This is a genomic window from Aquimarina sp. MAR_2010_214 (genome assembly GCF_002846555.1).
Classification (GTDB): Bacteria; Bacteroidota; Bacteroidia; order Flavobacteriales; family Flavobacteriaceae; genus Aquimarina.
Genome location: NZ_PJMS01000001.1, coordinates 1,290,204 through 1,308,288 on the forward strand (window position 1 = coordinate 1,290,204; position 18,085 = coordinate 1,308,288).

Sequence of the window (18,085 nt, forward strand, 5' to 3'; positions counted from 1 at the left end):
TTGAAACATACTATGATTATTAATATAGGGTATACTTTGAACTTTATTTTACGGTAAATTTAAAGTATAATAGATATAATTATCTATTTATTAATAGTTGTGTTTTCGACAGAAGTTTGATTGACTGTAGTAGTATCAATTTTCTTCTCTTGATATTGTTCTATTGCAAATCTCTTTTTAATGATTACAGCATCATTTATCACAAATGGTTTAGGCATCATATTTTTATTTCTCGACGGGATCGAGAAATGTTCATTAGTAAGTAAATCATATGAGGATTCATATACAACAAATTTTGGTAATGAGTCCTTATGAAACTGCATTTGTAATTCTAGTGGTTGATTTTTACTTACATAATAAGTAAGCAGATTTTGACTCCATCTTTTTGTAAACGCATTGTAGGTTTTACCATCGGAGTAATCAAAATCTATTGCTGTTTCGCCATTAACTCGTAAAGCATCAAAGTTAAACAAGGTTTCGGTATATAAATCAACTCTTTGGATGTCTCGTTGAGGAGCAATGCACAGCTCCAGATGTCTCAGATTTCCGATTATAGTATCTTTACCGATATCTAATTTTGATTGGGTTATCTTTTTGATAGGCGCTTGATTGGCATAAGTAAAAGGTCTTCGATACTTGCTTTGCAACGTGTTCGCATTATAAGTTTCGGCAATGTTTTCTTCTGTGTTGATATAATTTTTTGTCCAGGAATCAAGAATGTTATCATAAGAAACCCAAACGGCCTTGTCTTGATCGATATCTAAAATATAAGCAAGACTATTAGGTTTTTGCCGTTTTTCGGTAAAATCTGATTTTATATGAGCAGCTATAAAAAAGACTAAACTTAGAAGAAGACATAAATTCCCAAATATTTTTTTTCTTTTGTAGAATCCAAATACCGGAATCAGTGCACCAAATAATAGTACTGATAAGATGGCAGAGACAAAAAGAATCTTTAAGCCTAAAGCCACAGGAAAAGATACAATAAAAGGAGATACAATAAAGATAGCTGGTAATGCTAAAACAACCATTAATATTGGATTAGGCCTTTTTTGTCGAATAAGAACAACTAATGATATTAATCCAAATAGCACAATGATTATAAAATAACTAGCTCCTTTAAGATATAAAGCTGCTAGTGAGCAAATAACCAGCCAAATAAATAATGGCGCTATAAGCAAGTTAGCTTGATTTTTACTTTTGCTAAACCTAGCATATACCTTAAAACAAATAGCTATTGATAATAATACAAAAACAGTAATATATTGATACCCATTATAGGTAAATCCATGTTGAATTTCATTGTAATGAGGATAGATAATCTTAATTAGTTGCCATCCTCCAAATGTTAAGCTCCCTGCAAGAATTAGACATAAAAGAAAAATAACTAACCCTACTAAAGCTTCTTTAAAATCTATACGATATGCAAATTTTCCATAGAAAATTAGCCCTATAAATAAGATAATTGCAATAATCAATAATACATATATCCAACTAAAAGGATATGTAACAAGACTAAAAATTGGAGCATTAAAATAAATATAATCCTGATCAGATTTAAGTATGTTTAAGTCGACCTCAGAAAAGTAGGAGAGTAGAGGCATGAGGTAACTTCCTTGATGCTGTAATGTGTTTAAGTCTAGATTTTGCCATGTATCATTGGCTGTGTGATAATCAAAATGATCATCTATAAAAGCAAAGTTAAACCCTTCGACATCTGCTTGTTTTCTAAAAACAGTAAGATCGGTATCATTGGGTAGCATTTTATAAATACTATAGGCTAGAGAATTAGTAACCGGATATTTTGCACCAGCTTTAGAGAATTCACTAATCATTTTTCCATTCTTACCGTTAGTTTCTATAAGCATATAAGAATTACCACCACTTCCTCTGGCCTCAAAATTAAGAACAAGCCCAATATCTTTGGCCCAAGGATGCTTTTTTACAAAAAGATCTGCTCCATTAAGCCCAAGTTCTTCTCCATCAGTTATACAAATGATAATATCATTTTTTGGAACTTTATTGGTAGCCAAATATGCTCTGATTCCTTCAAGAATAGTTGCGACACCACTACCGGCATCACTAGCTCCATATGATGAATGTGGAGAACTATCATAATGAGACATGAGTACCAGAGACTTTGTAGAATTACTACCCTTAATCTTTGCAATAATATTTTTAGGCTTACTTATTGCTCCTCCGTCAGAGATAGAAATACCTTCTTGAATTTCGGGACGTAATCCTAGTTTTTTTAATTCATTAAGAATGTATGTTTTAGTCTCCTCATGTGCAGAGCTACCCAGATAGTGACATTCTTTAGAGATGTTTTTTACATGCTCTAAAGCACGAAGTGTAGAAAATTCCTGTTTAGAGGTCTTGAGATCTGTTATTTTTTGTGGCTTACTGCTGTAAAATGTGTAAACTAATGAGATAGAAATGAGGAGTAACGTAAGTAATGAGGGAAACTTTCGCATGTGTGAGTATTGATTTAGGTTAAAGGTAAGAAATAAGCTACAATTATTAAAAATATACCTTTCAAAGTGATCATTGGTGATTTCATTAAATAGTTAAAAAAGACACTGATAAAGGTATAAAAATTAGGTTTTAATTACATTAAAATTGGAATCTAACTTGAATAAGTTGTTGTAAATCACTATATTTAAGATTCACTAAATCACTAGATATTATGGGGATAATCAGTTTTCAAGGAGCTCGCTCTAAGACGAAGAAGCAGGATGAGACACTTATAAAGGTCTCTGATTATATGACAAGAGATTTGATTACATTTAGTCCTGGTCAACCGGTTATGGAGGTTATCGAGACATTAGTAAAGCATAAAATATCAGGAGGACCTGTGGTTGATGATAATAATCAATTATTAGGCATTATTTCTGAAGGCGATTGTATTAAACAATTGAATGAAAGCCGTTATTATAATATGCCAATTGAAGATACGAGAGTAGAAAAATTTATGGTTAAAGATGTAGAAACTATAGATGGTAATCTCAATATTTTTGATGCAGCGAATAAATTTTTACAGACCAAAAGAAGACGTTTTCCTATTTTGGAAGATGGTAAACTAATTGGACAAATTAGTCAGAAAGATGTAATGAAAGCAGCATTGAAAATGAATAGTCAAAATTGGAGAAATCATTAATCAAACTTATTAGAAGCTAAGAATAACGGGTTTAGTAATTGTTATTTTTTATCAGAACCCGTTATTCTTGTTTCGAAACCATCAATACTAAATGCATTCTTCTCTTTTTGATAATTTTCTAATCGTTCTTCTCCTTGTTTTTCAGACCAGGATTTTAATTGTGTTCTTTCTTCTTTAAAATCCATAAATGGAACAGCATATCCGCAAGAGGTTTGTATCATATCTACATGCATCTCAATAATTTGCCTTGAACCAATGATCTCAGGAAATAGGTGAATATAGTTATGATATGTTTTATCTTGTTTATGAAATATATTGGCAGTTCCGTAAAGTCTCAAGATTAAAGGTTTTCCTTCAAAGGCACAGAATAGAATAGTCATTCTATTATTTTTTATGACATGAGCGGCAGTTTCATTTCCACTTCCTGTTAAATTGAGCCAAACAATTTTGTTTGGTCCAATAACCCGAAATGTATCCATTCCTTTAGGAGAAATATTAACTCGTCCTTCATTGGCTGCCGTTCCTACAAAGAAAACTTTTTGTTTCGTTATGAACTCTTTTAATTCTGTACTTATCTCGGTTACTATTTTTGCCATTTTTAGATTGTAATTTGTGTACAATTCCTGAGAATACTTAATATCCAAACATTAGTAGGTGTCCTAAATTACACTTTTTAAAACATAAAAAAAATTAACAATTTTAAAATAGGGTATTTATAATGTATGCTGTTGTCATAGTAACAGTTATTATAATTGAAAGTCAAAAGTTGATTTTAAATATTGATTGTTGTAAAAAATGTTAGACTATATAAATTTTTGGTTTAACAAACAGTGAAATTGTAACTATTATAATTAGTATTAAGTTGAGTTTGTGTTAAGTATAATTAAGTTTCAATTCATACCCCCTAGGCGTAGTTAACCTGGGGGTTTTTTAGTTGTAGGTATAAGTGTTTTATATTTTAAGAAGTACGAAATGAACTACTAATTTCTTTTTACAACTGCGTAAAAATCATTTTCTAGTGGTAGATATCCCTGGTCGTATACGAAATAATAGGTGTTTCCGGTTTTGGTAACATAGATACTAGTGAAATGCTGAAAATCAAAACCCTTAGCCATTAGTTTCGTCTTAGTGGTTTTAGTCTTGTCTTTTGGGTTTAATTCTTGAAGAATGCGATAGTTTTTACGTAACAGGTTGTTAATGTTGCGCATCAGGTTTTTACTATCCTTGTTAAGCTGATTGTTATATGCATTACGACAATAATCACTACAGAATTTTTTATCTGCTCGACCAATGATTTTGTCACCACATACGGGACATTCTTTTTGCATCAGGATATAATTTGATATGAAGATACAATAAATATCCGTTTACAAATGATTAGCATCAAATATCAAAAGAAAATATCTTGTGCTAATCTGTAGGTGTTGGCGTGTGCTTCTATAATGGTTTTGATATCTGGAGAATAACCACCTCCCATAGAGCACATTATTGAGATATCAAGATCTTTACAGGTTTGAAGTACAAATCGATCACGTTCTGTACAACCAGAAAGAGTACACCCTAATTTACCTAATTTATCGGTAGATAAGATGTCTACACCACTCAGGTAGTATATAAAATCAGGTTTCTGATCATTAATAAGTTGAGGAAGAGTTTCTTTTAGGATTCTTAAGTATTCCTGATCTTCGGTTTGATTAGGAAGTTCGATATCCAGATCTGATTTTTCTTTTTTAAAAGGATAATTGTTTGCTCCATGCATCGAGAAGGTGAATACAGTATCATCATTTTTGAATATTTCTGCGGTTCCGTTACCTTGGTGTACATCAAGATCTACGATTAAAACTTTTTTTGCCAAATTATGTTGTAAAAGATATCGTGCTGCAATAGCTTGGTCATTTAATAGGCAAAATGCTTCACCACGATCTGTATATGCATGATGAGTACCACCAGCTATATTCATAGCGATACCATATTGTATGGCATATTCTGAAGCCTTAATGGTGCCATCGGCGATAATCATTTCGCGATCAATGAGTTCTTTTGATAAAGGAAAGCCGATTTTTCTTACCGATTTAGGACCTAGGGATAGTGTATTAAGGCTTTTGTAGTATGTTTTAGTATGTACTGCCAAAATAGATTTTGCATCCGGGATATCAGGGGTAAAGAAATTTTCTTCTTTGCAGGTTCCTTCATAAAGCAATTGTTTTGGCAATAGCTCGTATTTGATCATCGGAAACCGATGCTTTTCTGGCAAAGGATGCGTATAAATTGGGTGATATGCTATTTTGAGCATATAACTTAACTAACAATTGCCCCGGGATTTACACCATCCTCATCAGGATTTAAAAATACTAGTTTCCCTTCTGGGGTCTCTGTCATTAAGATCATTCCTTCACTTTCTACACCTCGTAATGCTCTTGGAGCAAGATTAACCAATACCGTTACCTTTTTGCCTACGATTTCTTCTGGAGAAAAGTGTTCTGCTATACCCGAAACGATTGTTCTGGTATTAATTCCTGTATCTACTTTAAGGACTAAAAGCTTTTTGGCTTTAGGCATTTTCTCAGCTTCGATGATAGTTCCTACACGGATATCTAGTTTGGTAAAATCATCAAAAGTTGCTGTATCTTTTTGTGGCTCTACCACTTTGTTTTCAGCTTCGTTAGCCTTTTTAGTTGCTTCCAATTTTTCTAATTGTTTTTGAATTTCAACATCTTCGATTTTAGAGAATAACAATTCTCCTTTTTCGATTTGATGTCCTGCCGGAAGGAGTACTTCTTTTGTCGCAATTTCATTCCATGTGGATTGCTGATCGAGTTTCGAAAAGTCAAGAATTGATTTTAATTTCTCCGAAGTAAATGGTAAAAATGGCTCTGATAATGTAGCTAATGCAGATGCAATTTGTAATGCAACATACATTATAGTTTTAGTACGCTCTTCATCTGTTTTAATCAATTTCCAAGGTTCTTCGTCCGCCAAATATTTATTCCCTAATCGAGCAACATTTAGTAATTCCTGGCTGGCTTCTCTAAATCGATATCGTTCTATAGAACTAGAGATAACTGCAGGATAGGCTTTAAGCTCTGTTAAAGTTTGCTCATCAACTTCAGAAAAAGCACCTGGTAAAGGTACCACACCATCGTAATATTTATTGGTTAGTACGACTACTCGATTGATAAAGTTTCCGAATATGGCAACCAATTCATTGTTATTTCGCGCCTGAAAATCTTTCCAGGTAAAGTCATTGTCTTTGGTTTCGGGAGCATTGGCAGTTAATGCATATCGCAATACGTCCTGTTGATCAGGAAATTCTTCTAGATATTCATGTAGCCATACCGCCCAGTTCTTTGAAGTTGACAGTTTATTACCTTCGAGATTTAAGAATTCGTTTGCAGGTACATTTTCGGGTAGTATGTAACTTCCTTCTGCTTTAAGCATACTAGGGAAAATAATACAGTGAAAAACTATATTGTCTTTTCCTATAAAATGAACTAATTTGGTGTTCTTATCTTTCCAGTAGGGTTCCCAGTCTTTTCCTTCTCGTGCTGCCCATTCTTTGGTAGAAGAGATATATCCTATAGGAGCATCAAACCATACATATAATACTTTTCCTTCTGCACCAGCTACCGGAACAGGAATTCCCCAATCCAAATCACGTGTTACTGCACGAGGACGTAATCCATCATCTACCCAGGATTTGATTTGGCCATATACATTGGTTTTCCAATCTTTTTTATGCCCGTCTAAAACCCATTCCCTTAGGAAACTCTCATATTGATCTAGTGGTAAAAACCAGTGTTTTGTTTGTTTCAGAATAGGTTCTGCTCCAGAAATCGTAGATTTTGGATTGATAAGATCTGTTGCATTAAGAGAACTACCACAATTTTCGCATTGATCACCATACGCTTCTTCATGGCCACACTTAGGGCAAGTACCTACTACAAATCGATCTGCCAGGAATTGCTCGGCTTCTGGATCATATAGTTGTTCTGATGTTTCTTCTATAAACTTACCGTCATCGTATAATTTCTTAAAAAATTCTGAAGCGGTTTCATGATGAATAGGAGCAGAGGTTCTTGAGTAGTTATCAAATAAGATCCCAAAATCTTCAAAGGATTTTTTAATGATAGTATGATACTTATCAATAATTACTTGTGGAGAAACTCCTTCTTTTCTAGCACGCATAGGAATAGCAGCACCATGCTCATCACTACCACAAATAAAAGCAACATCATTGCCAGTCATTCTAAGGTAACGTGAGTAAATATCTGCTGGGATGTAAACCCCTGCCAGATGGCCTATATGAATAGGGCCATTGGTATATGGTAAAGCTGCTGTAATTGTATATCGTCCTGTCGTGCTCATAATGCTAAAAAATAAGGCGCAAAGGTAAAAAAACACTAGCAAAATACACCAACAGTAGTATGCAATTATTATGGATATTAATTAATTTATGATATTACTATTGATCGGCTAAATTCGCCAGTATTAGTTTGGATACGATAAACATAAGGTCCAGTACTTAATCTTGTATTTGCTAATTCTTTTACATTGATAACAAGATTCCTTCTTTCCATAAGCATTTCATTAAATAAGATAGCTACTTTTTGTCCTATGATGTTATATAAAGAAACCTCTATATGAGTAGTGAGTGGAGATACTATATTAATAAACGTTTGACTATCATCGTCATAGGTGGGGATGTGTGTCAAGCTTTCCCCATCTGTTGGAATACTACTGGTACCAGAGCAGTTAAATCCTAAATCTAAAGACTCAAAAGGTCCTCCATCAGTATCTAGTAAAGCTCTTCCTACTAAACCTTCATCAATACATAACCAATCTTTCATAACGGTAGCATACACTTTTCTGAAATCTGTAGTGTTAAATACATTACCTCCTCGAGTCAAATTGTTTAAGTCGGGATGCTCTCCTACAAAACCATTCCCGTTAAGAGCAGAGCCAAAAAATAGGGTTGGTGCTGCAGTACCGTGATCTGTTCCCAGAGAACCATTTTCTTTAAATCGTCTGCCAAATTCTGACATGGTCATAGTAAGCACTTTATCATCCCAACCAGCAGCGGTAAGATCTTGATAGAATGTGTTTATACCTTCAGAGAATGAATTGAGTAATTGTTGGTGTCTTAGGGTTTGATTATTATGTGTGTCAAATCCTCCTAAAGTAACCAGATACACTTTGGTACCTAAACCTCCTTTAATTAATCTTGAAATGATACTAAGTTGTCTTGCAAAACCATCATCTTCTAGATAACCTGCAAAATCATTTGGTCCAGATCTATCATACGCTTCAGTAATAACTTCTGCATAATTAAACGTGGTATTTGTAGCTTCTCTTAAGAATCTTACTTTATCATCATAAGTACAGTCATTTAATCCGTTAAGATCATAGAATGTTTCATTTTCTATGATTTGAAGTAATCTTTCGGGACTTGAAACTGCAAAAGAATAATCACTTTCTGGTCCTTTAAAGATTAAGTTTCCAATACTTCCTATCTGTATAGAAGGCGGGCTTACTGGTGGATTGAAAAAATAATCTGGAAAAATTTCACCAAAATATCTACCCATAAACCCTGTACGGTCATCTTCTCTAAGGTTTGTATTAGAATAAATATCAGATCCTTTAAAGTGAGATAATGAGGAGTCGTCATACCCAACACCATGAACAACCTTCATTTGTCCATCTCCCCAAACACTTTCTAATTTGTTCATAGGTTTAGGCATAGCAAAATCATCATCAAGCGTAATAAATTCACTAGGTGGGATTTTGATCAAAGGTCTTGCATTAGCGTATATATCATAGTCATATACTGGGATTATGGTATTAAAACCATCATTACCTCCTTGTAGTCTTACGATAATAAGAATATTATCACTTTCTGCTTGTGTTAATGCTGTAGATAAAGACGAAGGAGCTGATACTGATAATGGCGTATTGCCAAGCATGATTGATCCTCCTCCAACGAGTCCCAGTGCCTGAAGAAATGATCTTCGATTCCATGTTTTATGATCTTCAGTATTGCAGTTACCGTCTTTATTTGGTTTTATATTTTGATTGTGATTCGTTTCGCACATAGTAATTTTATTTTAGTTGAAATTCGGGGATAAGTATGATATGCAGTAAAAAGGCATAGAATTGATCTGCCACTTCTGGACGATCTAATCTCCATATAGCTGGATCTGTTGCCCCTGGATCATAATAACTAGGTGGAAAAGCAGGAATATCTTTAAAAACACCTAAAATTTCATTAAAAATAACTGGATCAGAGATACCTCTCGGAAAAAAATAATTCACCAATGCTCTTACTACAATTTCAACCTCTGAACCACTTAGACTAGTTGCTAGATTTGCGTCGGCTAAAGTGCCTATAGGCAATCCCACTACAAAATCTCTAAATTGCTGTTTGTTTTGTGCCCAAGCAGCTCTTATATTAAATTCTATACTTCCCCAACGGCCAATCAAAAAATCAGGACTAATCCAATCTTCATCGCCTTGCCAGCCTTCGACATCTATGGGATTAAGTACATCTTGTCCTAACATACGAACAGCACCTCGTAAACTATCATTGATATCCATAATATTAAGAGAAAATCCTAATTCATTATGAAAAGAAATCATTATATCACAAGGACTTTTGATAATTGCACCTATAGCTTCTATATTAAAAAAGTGCTCACTTTTAAATAACTGGCGAAGTACGGCTGCTATTTGATACCCGCTTGTAATAAAAGTTTGTACCATTTGGGCAACAATAGCATCATTACAGGTAGGGCTTACAAAATAGGTGTACAGTTTTGCGCAAATAAAAGTTGCAACTTGATTACCTCTTTGTTGAAATAAAATATTGACAACATCGTCATAAGTCCAGTTTCCGGTTTGACCGAAAATAGTTTTAGAGTCATTACTAAATTGTGCTGGATCAAAAAGAACATCTCCCCAGGGGATATCATTTGTATTTACATATCCGGTTAGCGCTTTTGCGGTTTCCTGAATATCATCTTCTGTATACCCATTATCTACACCAAGGGTAAAAAGTTCATACAATTCTCGGGCATAATTTTCATTTGGTCTATCCCTTATATTTTCATCTCCATTGAGATATACCAGCATGGCATTTGATATGCCTATATCGTATACAAAATCCCTAAAATTTCCCAAAGCGTGCATTTGAAGGAGATTATAGTACTGAGATTGATAAGCAGGACTACGATAGGTATCATCTTCTGTAACAAAATGGTTGCTCCAGAACAATGTAAGACGATCTCTTACCTTATTTTGGATCAAATCATTTATCATTTGATTTTTTCCTTGAGTTCGATAGAATCCTATATCGTTATTTTCGTTTGCTGCTTCGGCAGCTTCAAATTGATCTCTATTCCATAAACCCCATGCAGGAGGGGGAGTGGTATTTAGAGCAATAGCATTATCGATAAGCTGATCAACCAATGCAGAAGGATTGTTTTGAGTCAAAGCAGCAAGAACCTCTGCTTTTGATGCTCCAAAAGCAATTCTACGGTACAAATGATTTATTTTGCTTACGTTCCAGGGATTTCCTGGAGAAGGCACATATTCTGCTAAGGAAGCAAGATTACATGAAGTATCCGACATCATAGGCAATAGGGTTTAAAAGTAGAGTAATGGGGACAAAATTCCTTACAATATAATAGATTATAACGAAAGTATTTGTTAATTAGTATCTTAAAATTGAAAAAAAATAAGAAGAGAACCTTATAAGTAGTTGGTTATGTCTAGAAAATGAATGTCTTTTGTCATAAGAAATCTTTCACATTACTATTAAAAAAATAAGAACTCAAGAGTGAAAATGTTAAAGCCCGATTTTGTTAAAAAAGGAGATAAAATTGCCATTGTTTCTACAGCAAGAAAGATTAACTTAAAAGAAATAAGAGAAGCTATAGTACTATTAGAAACATGGGGATTAGTGCCTGTATTAGGTTCGACAATAGGAATAGAAAGTAATCAATTTGCAGGATCTGATCAGGAACGAGTATCTGATTTTCAAGAGATGTTAGATGATAAGGAGATTAGAGGAATATGGTGTGCAAGAGGAGGGTATGGAACCGTAAGAATTATTGATAAGATTGATTTTTCAGGTATTCTGAAACATCCAAAATGGATCATAGGATATTCTGATGTTACTGTACTACACTCACATCTTCATACATTAGGTATATGTTCATTACATGCACCTATGCCAATAGATATCCATAAAGGCACAAAGGCATCGATAGCTTCATTAAGAGATATTATTTTTGGTAAAAAAAATGAATACATTCTTCCTTCTTCCAAAAAGAATATTCAAGGAGATTGTAAAGGTCAGTTAGTAGGAGGGAATTTATCTATTTTATATTCTCTATGCGGTTCTACGTCTTCTATAGATACTACAGGTAAAATTTTGTGCATTGAAGATTTAGATGAGTATCTTTATCATATTGATCGTATGTTGCAAAACTTTAAACGCAATGGGTATTTTGACAACTTATCAGGATTGATTGTTGGAGGAATGACCAAAATGCATGATAATAATATTTCCTTTGGGAAAAAAGCGAAAAGGATTATTCTCGATATTGTACAAGAGTATGATTTTCCGGTGGCATTTAAATTTCCAATGGGGCATATAGAAGATAATAGAACTTTGATTATGGGTGCAGAAGTCTTTTTGCAAGTCCATAAGAATCAAGTAACATTAGAATATATATAAGGATGGCAGAACATAATGCTCTTGGTGAAAAAGGAGAAAAAATGGCAGTTGATTTTCTTATCGAAAAAGGATACGATATTTTAGAAAGAAATTATAGGTATCTGAAACATGAAGTTGATGTTATTGCTCGAAAAGAAAATATTGTAGTTGCTGTAGAAGTAAAAACGAGAAGTACACCCGAATTTGGTGACCCACAAGATTTTGTAAAACCGAAACAAATACAATCTCTTGTGAAGGTTATTGATCATTATGTTACCGAACAGGATTTGGATGTAGAAGTACGTTTTGATATCATCGCTATTATAAAAAATAAAATAGGAACAAGAATAGAACATCTCGAAGATGCATTTTACCATTTTTGATACTACTAAGTCTTCATAAAATTTGTAATCCTTGAATCTAAAATAGAGAAGAGAAGACGTAGGAATTAAAAAAAATAAGGGGGCATTTTATAGGCCCCCTAAATTATTTTATGATTTTTGATATCTATTTTACAACAAACTTTTTTATTAAACTTTCTCCTGACCTAATGATATATATTCCTTTTGCCAAATCAGAAATATTAATTTCAGAAACGTTTTGTGTAGAGATTTCTTTATGAATTACTCGTACCCCTTGAATGGTATACACATCTATATCGGTTTTTTCTTGTAAAGCATCATTCGTTTGAATATTTAAAATACCTGATTTATGATTTGTATATACAGATAAATTTGGTTGAATATTGTTTTTTGCTGTTGAAATAGAAGTAAATTTAAGTCTTTGGTTGTTACCACCATGATACTCATAAATACCAACATTTGCATTATTATTTGTACCAAAGGCATCTATAGATTTTTGACTTCTAGAATCTATAACTTTATAAATATTTGTGTCAAGCTTACTTATTTTCCATTTTTGATTTGACCCTCCGTGGTACGTATAGGACCCTATATTATCACCATTATTTTGTCCAAAAGCATCCAAAGATTTTCTGCTATTTACATTTATAATTTTGTAAATACTATTTCCTAAATTAGTTACCTCCCATTTTTGTAAACTTTCTTCATTATAGTTGTTGATTTGAATATTGGAACCATTAGAATTTCCTTGAGCAGTCAAAGCTTTTCCATTGTGTTCAAAAGTGATATTATAAGTACCACTGGGAAGAGTATCGTTATCAACAGTTACAGTATGTTTACTTGTTCTTCCTAATATATCCTCTAGTATAACTTCTACTACACTTCCTGAAGAGGCCGATATTGATGAAGATCTAGTTTCTGGGGCAATTATAGATTTTACCGTATTACCATCCACTTTGATTGTATATTTGAATTGAGGAGTCGAAGATGTTGGTACATTCCATGAAATATTTGAAGAAGATACTGATTGTATTGAAAATGAAATAGCAGGATTTGAAGGTGCAGCATTTGTGTCGGTATTAAAGGTAATAGGCGGATTACCAGAAAAACTTGGCGAAGTATTTCCTCCACTTTGCATAAAATAGATTCCATCATCAGCTCCAGCATCTACAGCGTTGGTGTAATTGGATGATCTGGGTTCTACATTTCGATTATAAGTACCTTGATTCATGGGTGCCCAGGTTCCATTTGTTTTTCTTTTAAAACCATCTTTCATTTCAAATCGTCTTTTATGCATTCCGGTACTAAGCCAGTCTTCCAAAAAAGCATTTGTAGTGCCATTAAATGTTACACCGCTAACCGGATAATTCATTGTAACCATATGATACCATTTGTTTTGAGAATCTCTACGAATCCAAAAACCAAAATACGTGTGAGAACCTACATTCCAGCGACGAGTTACTACGGTATTCCATTCATTAAGATTCCATCCAATAGTAGGATTCATAGATTTTAATCCCGTTCCTTCGCCTCCAAAATTTTCAACAATTGTACCGGGACCAACATAATCGGCAGTAATAGCTTGTCCATTACTAGGATCCCATATTGAATAAATAAAGACATGTCCTTTATCAGGAGAGTCCTGAAAACCACAGTATGCCCCTCCTTCACTGCCGGCATTCCATTGCATTGTACAATAATAGGTAGCGTTGGTAGTAATGGTAGACCTTACGGTTTTCATAAGAATATCACCTGTACCATTATCATTGGCTCTAAGATGTGAAGACGGAGCAGAGTTTTGCGCAGAAGAAAAATTAATTATCGAAATTAAAACTAAAAAGAATATTGTGTTTTTCATAATATAAAGATTGTTAAGTGTTAGTTGGTTTTATGAAGACATTTTTTATGTTCTGATGTTGTTCAAATATCCTTATAATGATTTAGTTACATGTGGATATTTTAGTCATATACCTCTAGATTTTCGGAATATCGTGATTAGAGTCTTAATACTATGGTTTGAAAAAGACATATACTAGTTTGGGCAGATTACATCAAGCGGCACCTGTCTTAATTGAATATATTGTTAAGGAGTAGAAGGAGATAGGTTTCTATGAGTTAGAATAGAGTATAGTAAAATCGTTACTAGATTATAGTGTCCTAACCCGTTGTGCATTTGTGAAAAACATTGTAAAAAAAGCGTCAATTCGAGTGGTTTTTCGAAATAGAATGAAGAAAAATTGTACTTCGGCAAGCTCAGCAGAACTATCGAAAATAGAATTTTGAATTAAAAAATCTCAAATGCATAACGAGTTATTCTAATTATACCTGTACAATGATTTTTTGAGGTGTGAATATATACATTAGGTCGAAAAATAGTTAATAATAAGATAGTTTTGTATAAAAATTAATTACTTCTTATGCAGTCTTTTGAATTAATTGACCTAATTGTATTTTTAGGTATTAGCCAAGGAATATTTTTAGCTATTGTAATTCAGGTGTTACAAAATAAGAATAGACTTGCTAATAGAACATTATCTCTGATTTTAACCATAGCTTCAATAATGTTAACAGGTCGATTTTTCTTTACTATAGAGACCGATAACAAAGTCTTCTTTAGGCTAGCACTTTTTGTAGATATACTAGTATTTGTATTTGGCCCCTTGTTATATCTTTATTATAGAAGATTAATATTTAATGAAAAATCAAAATACAAATTACACTATACATGTTTTATTCCTGCAACAGGAATGTTAGCATATCATTTTTGGACGTATCAATTTTCTTATGATGAATTTGTTTTACTGGCTCAGAATGGCAATCTTACACTATCTTTTTTAATTATAGAAGCGGTTGGAATTCTCTTCAACTTATATTTTGTATATCAGTGTTTTCAGTTATTAGGGATATACCAAAAAGAAGAAAAAAACAATTTATCATATTCTCAAAATCTGGTAAGATACCTTAATGCAATTTTGATTATAGGGAGTTTGTTTTTATTGTTATGGATAATAAGTTTTGTGCTAGGATATGGTTTTAAGATATATTCCTCATTTTTAAGCTACAATGCCATATGGATAGTGGTTTGTGTTTTTGTTTATATAATAGGTTTTTATAGTCTAAAACAACCTGATCTTTTTAGAATGCCTTTATATCTAAACACACACATTAAAAAGAAAGAACGACTGGATAATGAAGTGGTTAAAAACTTAGAGGTTATGCTAGAAAAACTTATGATAAATGAGAAAATATATCTGAATCATAAACTTACCTTAGTGGATCTTGCAAAAAAATTGGATACATCAACAAACAATGTTTCCTGGTTACTCAATAATATTCATAAATGTACTTTTTATGATTATATCAATACATATAGAGTAAAAGCATTTATAGAAAAGATTCATAATGGAGAGCATCATCATCATACGCTCCTAGCATTATCAATGGATTCTGGATTTAATTCTAAGTCTACTTTCAATAAAGCATTTAAGGCAGTTATTAAAGATACGCCAAGCAACTATATAAAAAAAACTGCTTAATTGTATAAAAATGTTTAAACGTACCCAAACGGTCGATTTCTTTGTTTCCTGAAGTTACTTTCACAAAAACTTTAAAAATTAAAGAAATGAAAACACTTTTTAAAAGAATTAAAATTATAACGACTTCATTAGTTGCTTTATTGAGTATGTTCTTATTATTCCTGTCTTGTAGTGGTGATGGAATCGACCCTGATCCTGAAGTAAAAACCATACTTAACAATTTTGTAGGGAATGGTGCAGTATCTGTAGATAGAAACGGAAATGTTTATGTTTCAGAATACGGTAGATTTATTGATACAGGTGGTAGTGGAACTCGAATTTTTAAACTTTCTCCACAAGGAAAAATTTTAGATACAATACAAGGCCTTTCTGGACCTATGGGGACTGCGAAAGATTCTAAGGGAAACTTGTATGTTAATAATGCCAATAATACTGTAAATGGCCAAGTGTTAAAAATAACACCTGAAGGAGATCGTATAGTTATTGCAACTATTAATGGTTGGCCTAGTAGCATGACCATAGATCACCATGATAATTTATATATTTCTAATTATACTGCATCTACGGTACATAAAGTTTCTTCGAATGGAGAAGTTACAGAATATGCAAATGACCCTAGGTTATTAGGAGGTGTAGGAATTGATTTGGATAGTAAAGGGAATGTAATTGTTGCCAATTTTTACACAGCCGATATATATTCTATTGATAAGAATGGCCAAATCTCATTGATTGCCAATATCCCCGATATTGTAATTCAAAATTTTGGGATTGGTTATATCACAATAATAAACGATACTATTTATGCTACAGGAATTGCTGTAAATTATATTTATAAAGTTTCATTAGAAGGTGAAATAGAGATTCTAGCTGGTAATGGAGAAGTCAAACAAGTAGATGGGCCTTTATTAGAAGCTTCTTTTCAAAATCCAAATGGAATATCTTCTAATAAATATGCTAAGATTTTATATGTTTCTGAATATACAGGTAGTGGAGGTATTCGTAAAATAGAGCTTTAATCAAATATATTGATAGGAATTAATATTAGATGAAATTATTTCATTAGAATAGAAAACAGCTGCTAAAAAAGAGATGAGGTGATATGTAATTTCTTTTTTTAAAGTACGATATGATCCATTCGGTCGAAAAAGTATAAGATAATATGATAGTTTTGTAATAAACAGTAATTATTTGTTAATGCAATCTTTCGAATTCATTGATCTTATACTTTTTTTTGGAATTAGCCAAGGTGTTTTTTTGGCGGTTACTCTTCAGATTATTAAGAATAAGAATAAAGCGGCAAACAGAATACTTTCTATAATGTTAATGCTTTCTGTTTTTATGCTTTTGGGCAGAATGATTTTTTTTAAATTCTTGACTATAAGATTGTTTCAATGGTCTATTCTTATTGATTCGGTAATTTTCTTATTTGGGCCGCTATGTTATATGTATAGTAGACGATTGATATTTTTTAAAAATGATACGTTTAGACTTTCTTGGTTTCACTATATACCTGTTGGTTTTCATCTTTTATTTTCGTTTTACATTTTTTCTTTTCAAGTAGATGATTTTTCAGATAAGTTATCGTCAGGATTTTTTAGAATACCTTTTTTTATTATTGAAGGAGCAGGGATTGTTTCTAATATATACTATTGGGTTCTTAATGTGAAAATTTTGAAAACATATATTCATAAAGAGAAAAATCATGTTTCTTATACTCAAAGTTTGGTGTCGTTTTTCAAATTTTTTCAAATCTCAATCTTTATTGTTATTACGGTATGGATGATCAGTTTTATCTCAATGAACTTTTTTAATTATTCTATAAAATTTATTAATTATAATTCGGTTTGGAGTACAATTTCGGTATTCATATTTGTGATCGGATATTATAGTCTTAAAGAACCAGAATTGTTTAGAGTACCGTTTCAAAAAGAAAAAACAAAATCATCACAACGTTTACCACAAGATCAGATTATTTCTATAGGAAAAGAACTAAACAGGCTGATCGAAAAAGAAAAGATTTTTCTAAAACCTGATTTAACGCTTCGTGATCTTTCTGTACATTTAGATACTTCTACTCATAATATTTCATGGTATCTCAATCATATATCAAAAAGTAATTTTTATGATTATATCAATCATTTTAGGATAAAGGAATTTTTATCGAAGATAGATAATAATGAACATCTTCATCATACCATACTCGCCATTGCTATGGAAGTAGGTTTTAATTCGAAATCAACTTTTAATAAGGCCTTTAAATTCGAAATTAAGGATACACCAAGAAATTATATTAAGGGATTAAAGGCGGCTTAAAATA

The 18,085-nt window shown here is 32.5% G+C and carries 14 protein-coding genes; 6 read left to right on the forward strand and 8 right to left on the reverse strand.

Annotated features, from left to right (window positions below; genetic code table 11):
• Positions 1-83: 83 nt before the first annotated feature.
• Positions 84-2,474: a M28 family peptidase gene (locus ATE84_RS05665; RefSeq protein ID WP_101446589.1), complete on the reverse strand. Its 2,391-nt coding sequence runs from the start codon at positions 2,472-2,474 to the stop codon at positions 84-86.
• A gap of 212 nt (positions 2,475-2,686) precedes the next feature.
• Between ATE84_RS05665 and ATE84_RS05670 the strand changes: the two genes are divergently transcribed.
• Positions 2,687-3,157 carry a CBS domain-containing protein gene (locus ATE84_RS05670; protein ID WP_101446591.1) on the forward strand — a complete coding sequence of 157 codons (471 nt, stop codon included), beginning with the start codon at positions 2,687-2,689 and terminating at the stop codon, positions 3,155-3,157.
• Positions 3,158-3,198: 41 nt separating this feature from the next.
• Here the strand turns inward: ATE84_RS05670 and ATE84_RS05675 are convergent, their stop codons facing one another.
• The 6 genes from ATE84_RS05675 to ATE84_RS05700 all read right to left on the reverse strand — a co-directional run bounded on the left by ATE84_RS05675 (position 3,199) and on the right by ATE84_RS05700 (position 10,783).
• The gene (locus ATE84_RS05675; RefSeq protein ID WP_101446593.1) at positions 3,199-3,753 is read right to left on the reverse strand and encodes a pyridoxamine 5'-phosphate oxidase family protein; all 555 of its coding nucleotides are present in this window, start codon (positions 3,751-3,753) and stop codon (positions 3,199-3,201) included.
• Between the two features lie 384 nt (positions 3,754-4,137).
• On the reverse strand, positions 4,138-4,485 hold the full coding sequence (locus tag ATE84_RS05680; protein ID WP_101446595.1) for a DUF2116 family Zn-ribbon domain-containing protein: 348 nt from the start codon (positions 4,483-4,485) through the stop codon (positions 4,138-4,140).
• A gap of 62 nt (positions 4,486-4,547) precedes the next feature.
• On the reverse strand, positions 4,548-5,450 hold the full coding sequence (locus ATE84_RS05685; RefSeq protein ID WP_101446597.1) for a histone deacetylase: 903 nt from the start codon (positions 5,448-5,450) through the stop codon (positions 4,548-4,550).
• Positions 5,451-5,455: 5 nt separating this feature from the next.
• Positions 5,456-7,522, reverse strand: coding sequence for a methionine--tRNA ligase (metG, locus tag ATE84_RS05690; protein WP_101446599.1), 2,067 nt, complete (start codon positions 7,520-7,522; stop codon positions 5,456-5,458).
• A gap of 86 nt (positions 7,523-7,608) precedes the next feature.
• A complete protein-coding gene (locus ATE84_RS05695) occupies positions 7,609-9,246 on the reverse strand; it encodes a DUF1501 domain-containing protein (protein WP_101446601.1) in 1,638 nt (545 codons plus the stop codon).
• Positions 9,247-9,253: 7 nt separating this feature from the next.
• Entirely contained in the window at positions 9,254-10,783 is a 1,530-nt protein-coding gene (locus tag ATE84_RS05700; RefSeq protein ID WP_101446603.1) for a DUF1800 family protein, read from the reverse strand.
• Positions 10,784-10,994: 211 nt separating this feature from the next.
• On the opposite strand from ATE84_RS05700, the gene ATE84_RS05705 reads away from it, so the two are divergent.
• Together ATE84_RS05705 and ATE84_RS05710 are read left to right on the forward strand one after the other, a co-directional pair.
• Positions 10,995-11,891 carry an LD-carboxypeptidase gene (locus ATE84_RS05705; RefSeq protein WP_101446605.1) on the forward strand — a complete coding sequence of 299 codons (897 nt, stop codon included), beginning with the start codon at positions 10,995-10,997 and terminating at the stop codon, positions 11,889-11,891.
• Positions 11,892-11,893: 2 nt separating this feature from the next.
• The gene (locus tag ATE84_RS05710) at positions 11,894-12,253 is read left to right on the forward strand and encodes a YraN family protein (RefSeq protein WP_101446607.1); all 360 of its coding nucleotides are present in this window, start codon (positions 11,894-11,896) and stop codon (positions 12,251-12,253) included.
• Positions 12,254-12,377: 124 nt separating this feature from the next.
• Here the strand turns inward: ATE84_RS05710 and ATE84_RS05715 are convergent, their stop codons facing one another.
• Entirely contained in the window at positions 12,378-14,090 is a 1,713-nt protein-coding gene (locus ATE84_RS05715) for an RICIN domain-containing protein (protein ID WP_101446609.1), read from the reverse strand.
• A 559-nt stretch (positions 14,091-14,649) separates the two neighbouring features.
• Between ATE84_RS05715 and ATE84_RS05720 the strand changes: the two genes are divergently transcribed.
• From ATE84_RS05720 to ATE84_RS05730, 3 genes are all read left to right on the forward strand, one after another.
• Positions 14,650-15,768: an AraC family transcriptional regulator gene (locus tag ATE84_RS05720; RefSeq protein WP_101446611.1), complete on the forward strand. Its 1,119-nt coding sequence runs from the start codon at positions 14,650-14,652 to the stop codon at positions 15,766-15,768.
• 86 nt (positions 15,769-15,854) lie between these two features.
• The gene (locus ATE84_RS05725) at positions 15,855-16,784 is read left to right on the forward strand and encodes a hypothetical protein (protein WP_143273580.1); all 930 of its coding nucleotides are present in this window, start codon (positions 15,855-15,857) and stop codon (positions 16,782-16,784) included.
• A gap of 178 nt (positions 16,785-16,962) precedes the next feature.
• Positions 16,963-18,081 carry an AraC family transcriptional regulator gene (locus ATE84_RS05730; RefSeq protein ID WP_101446615.1) on the forward strand — a complete coding sequence of 373 codons (1,119 nt, stop codon included), beginning with the start codon at positions 16,963-16,965 and terminating at the stop codon, positions 18,079-18,081.
• The last annotated feature ends 4 nt before the right edge of the window (positions 18,082-18,085 follow it).

What these genes read in the sequence shown, in the direction of transcription:
- ATE84_RS05665 (WP_101446589.1), bottom strand. Translation starts at nt 2,474, where the DNA reads ATGCGAAAGTTTCCCTCATTACTTACGTTACTCCTCATTTCTATCTCA.
- ATE84_RS05670 (WP_101446591.1), top strand. Translation starts at nt 2,687, where the DNA reads ATGGGGATAATCAGTTTTCAAGGAGCTCGCTCTAAGACGAAGAAGCAG.
- ATE84_RS05675 (WP_101446593.1), bottom strand. Translation starts at nt 3,753, where the DNA reads ATGGCAAAAATAGTAACCGAGATAAGTACAGAATTAAAAGAGTTCATA.
- ATE84_RS05680 (WP_101446595.1), bottom strand. Translation starts at nt 4,485, where the DNA reads ATGCAAAAAGAATGTCCCGTATGTGGTGACAAAATCATTGGTCGAGCA.
- ATE84_RS05685 (WP_101446597.1), bottom strand. Translation starts at nt 5,450, where the DNA reads ATGCTCAAAATAGCATATCACCCAATTTATACGCATCCTTTGCCAGAA.
- metG (WP_101446599.1), bottom strand. Translation starts at nt 7,522, where the DNA reads ATGAGCACGACAGGACGATATACAATTACAGCAGCTTTACCATATACC.
- ATE84_RS05695 (WP_101446601.1), bottom strand. Translation starts at nt 9,246, where the DNA reads ATGTGCGAAACGAATCACAATCAAAATATAAAACCAAATAAAGACGGT.
- ATE84_RS05700 (WP_101446603.1), bottom strand. Translation starts at nt 10,783, where the DNA reads ATGATGTCGGATACTTCATGTAATCTTGCTTCCTTAGCAGAATATGTG.
- ATE84_RS05705 (WP_101446605.1), top strand. Translation starts at nt 10,995, where the DNA reads ATGTTAAAGCCCGATTTTGTTAAAAAAGGAGATAAAATTGCCATTGTT.
- ATE84_RS05710 (WP_101446607.1), top strand. Translation starts at nt 11,894, where the DNA reads ATGGCAGAACATAATGCTCTTGGTGAAAAAGGAGAAAAAATGGCAGTT.
- ATE84_RS05715 (WP_101446609.1), bottom strand. Translation starts at nt 14,090, where the DNA reads ATGAAAAACACAATATTCTTTTTAGTTTTAATTTCGATAATTAATTTT.
- ATE84_RS05720 (WP_101446611.1), top strand. Translation starts at nt 14,650, where the DNA reads ATGCAGTCTTTTGAATTAATTGACCTAATTGTATTTTTAGGTATTAGC.
- ATE84_RS05725 (WP_143273580.1), top strand. Translation starts at nt 15,855, where the DNA reads ATGAAAACACTTTTTAAAAGAATTAAAATTATAACGACTTCATTAGTT.
- ATE84_RS05730 (WP_101446615.1), top strand. Translation starts at nt 16,963, where the DNA reads ATGCAATCTTTCGAATTCATTGATCTTATACTTTTTTTTGGAATTAGC.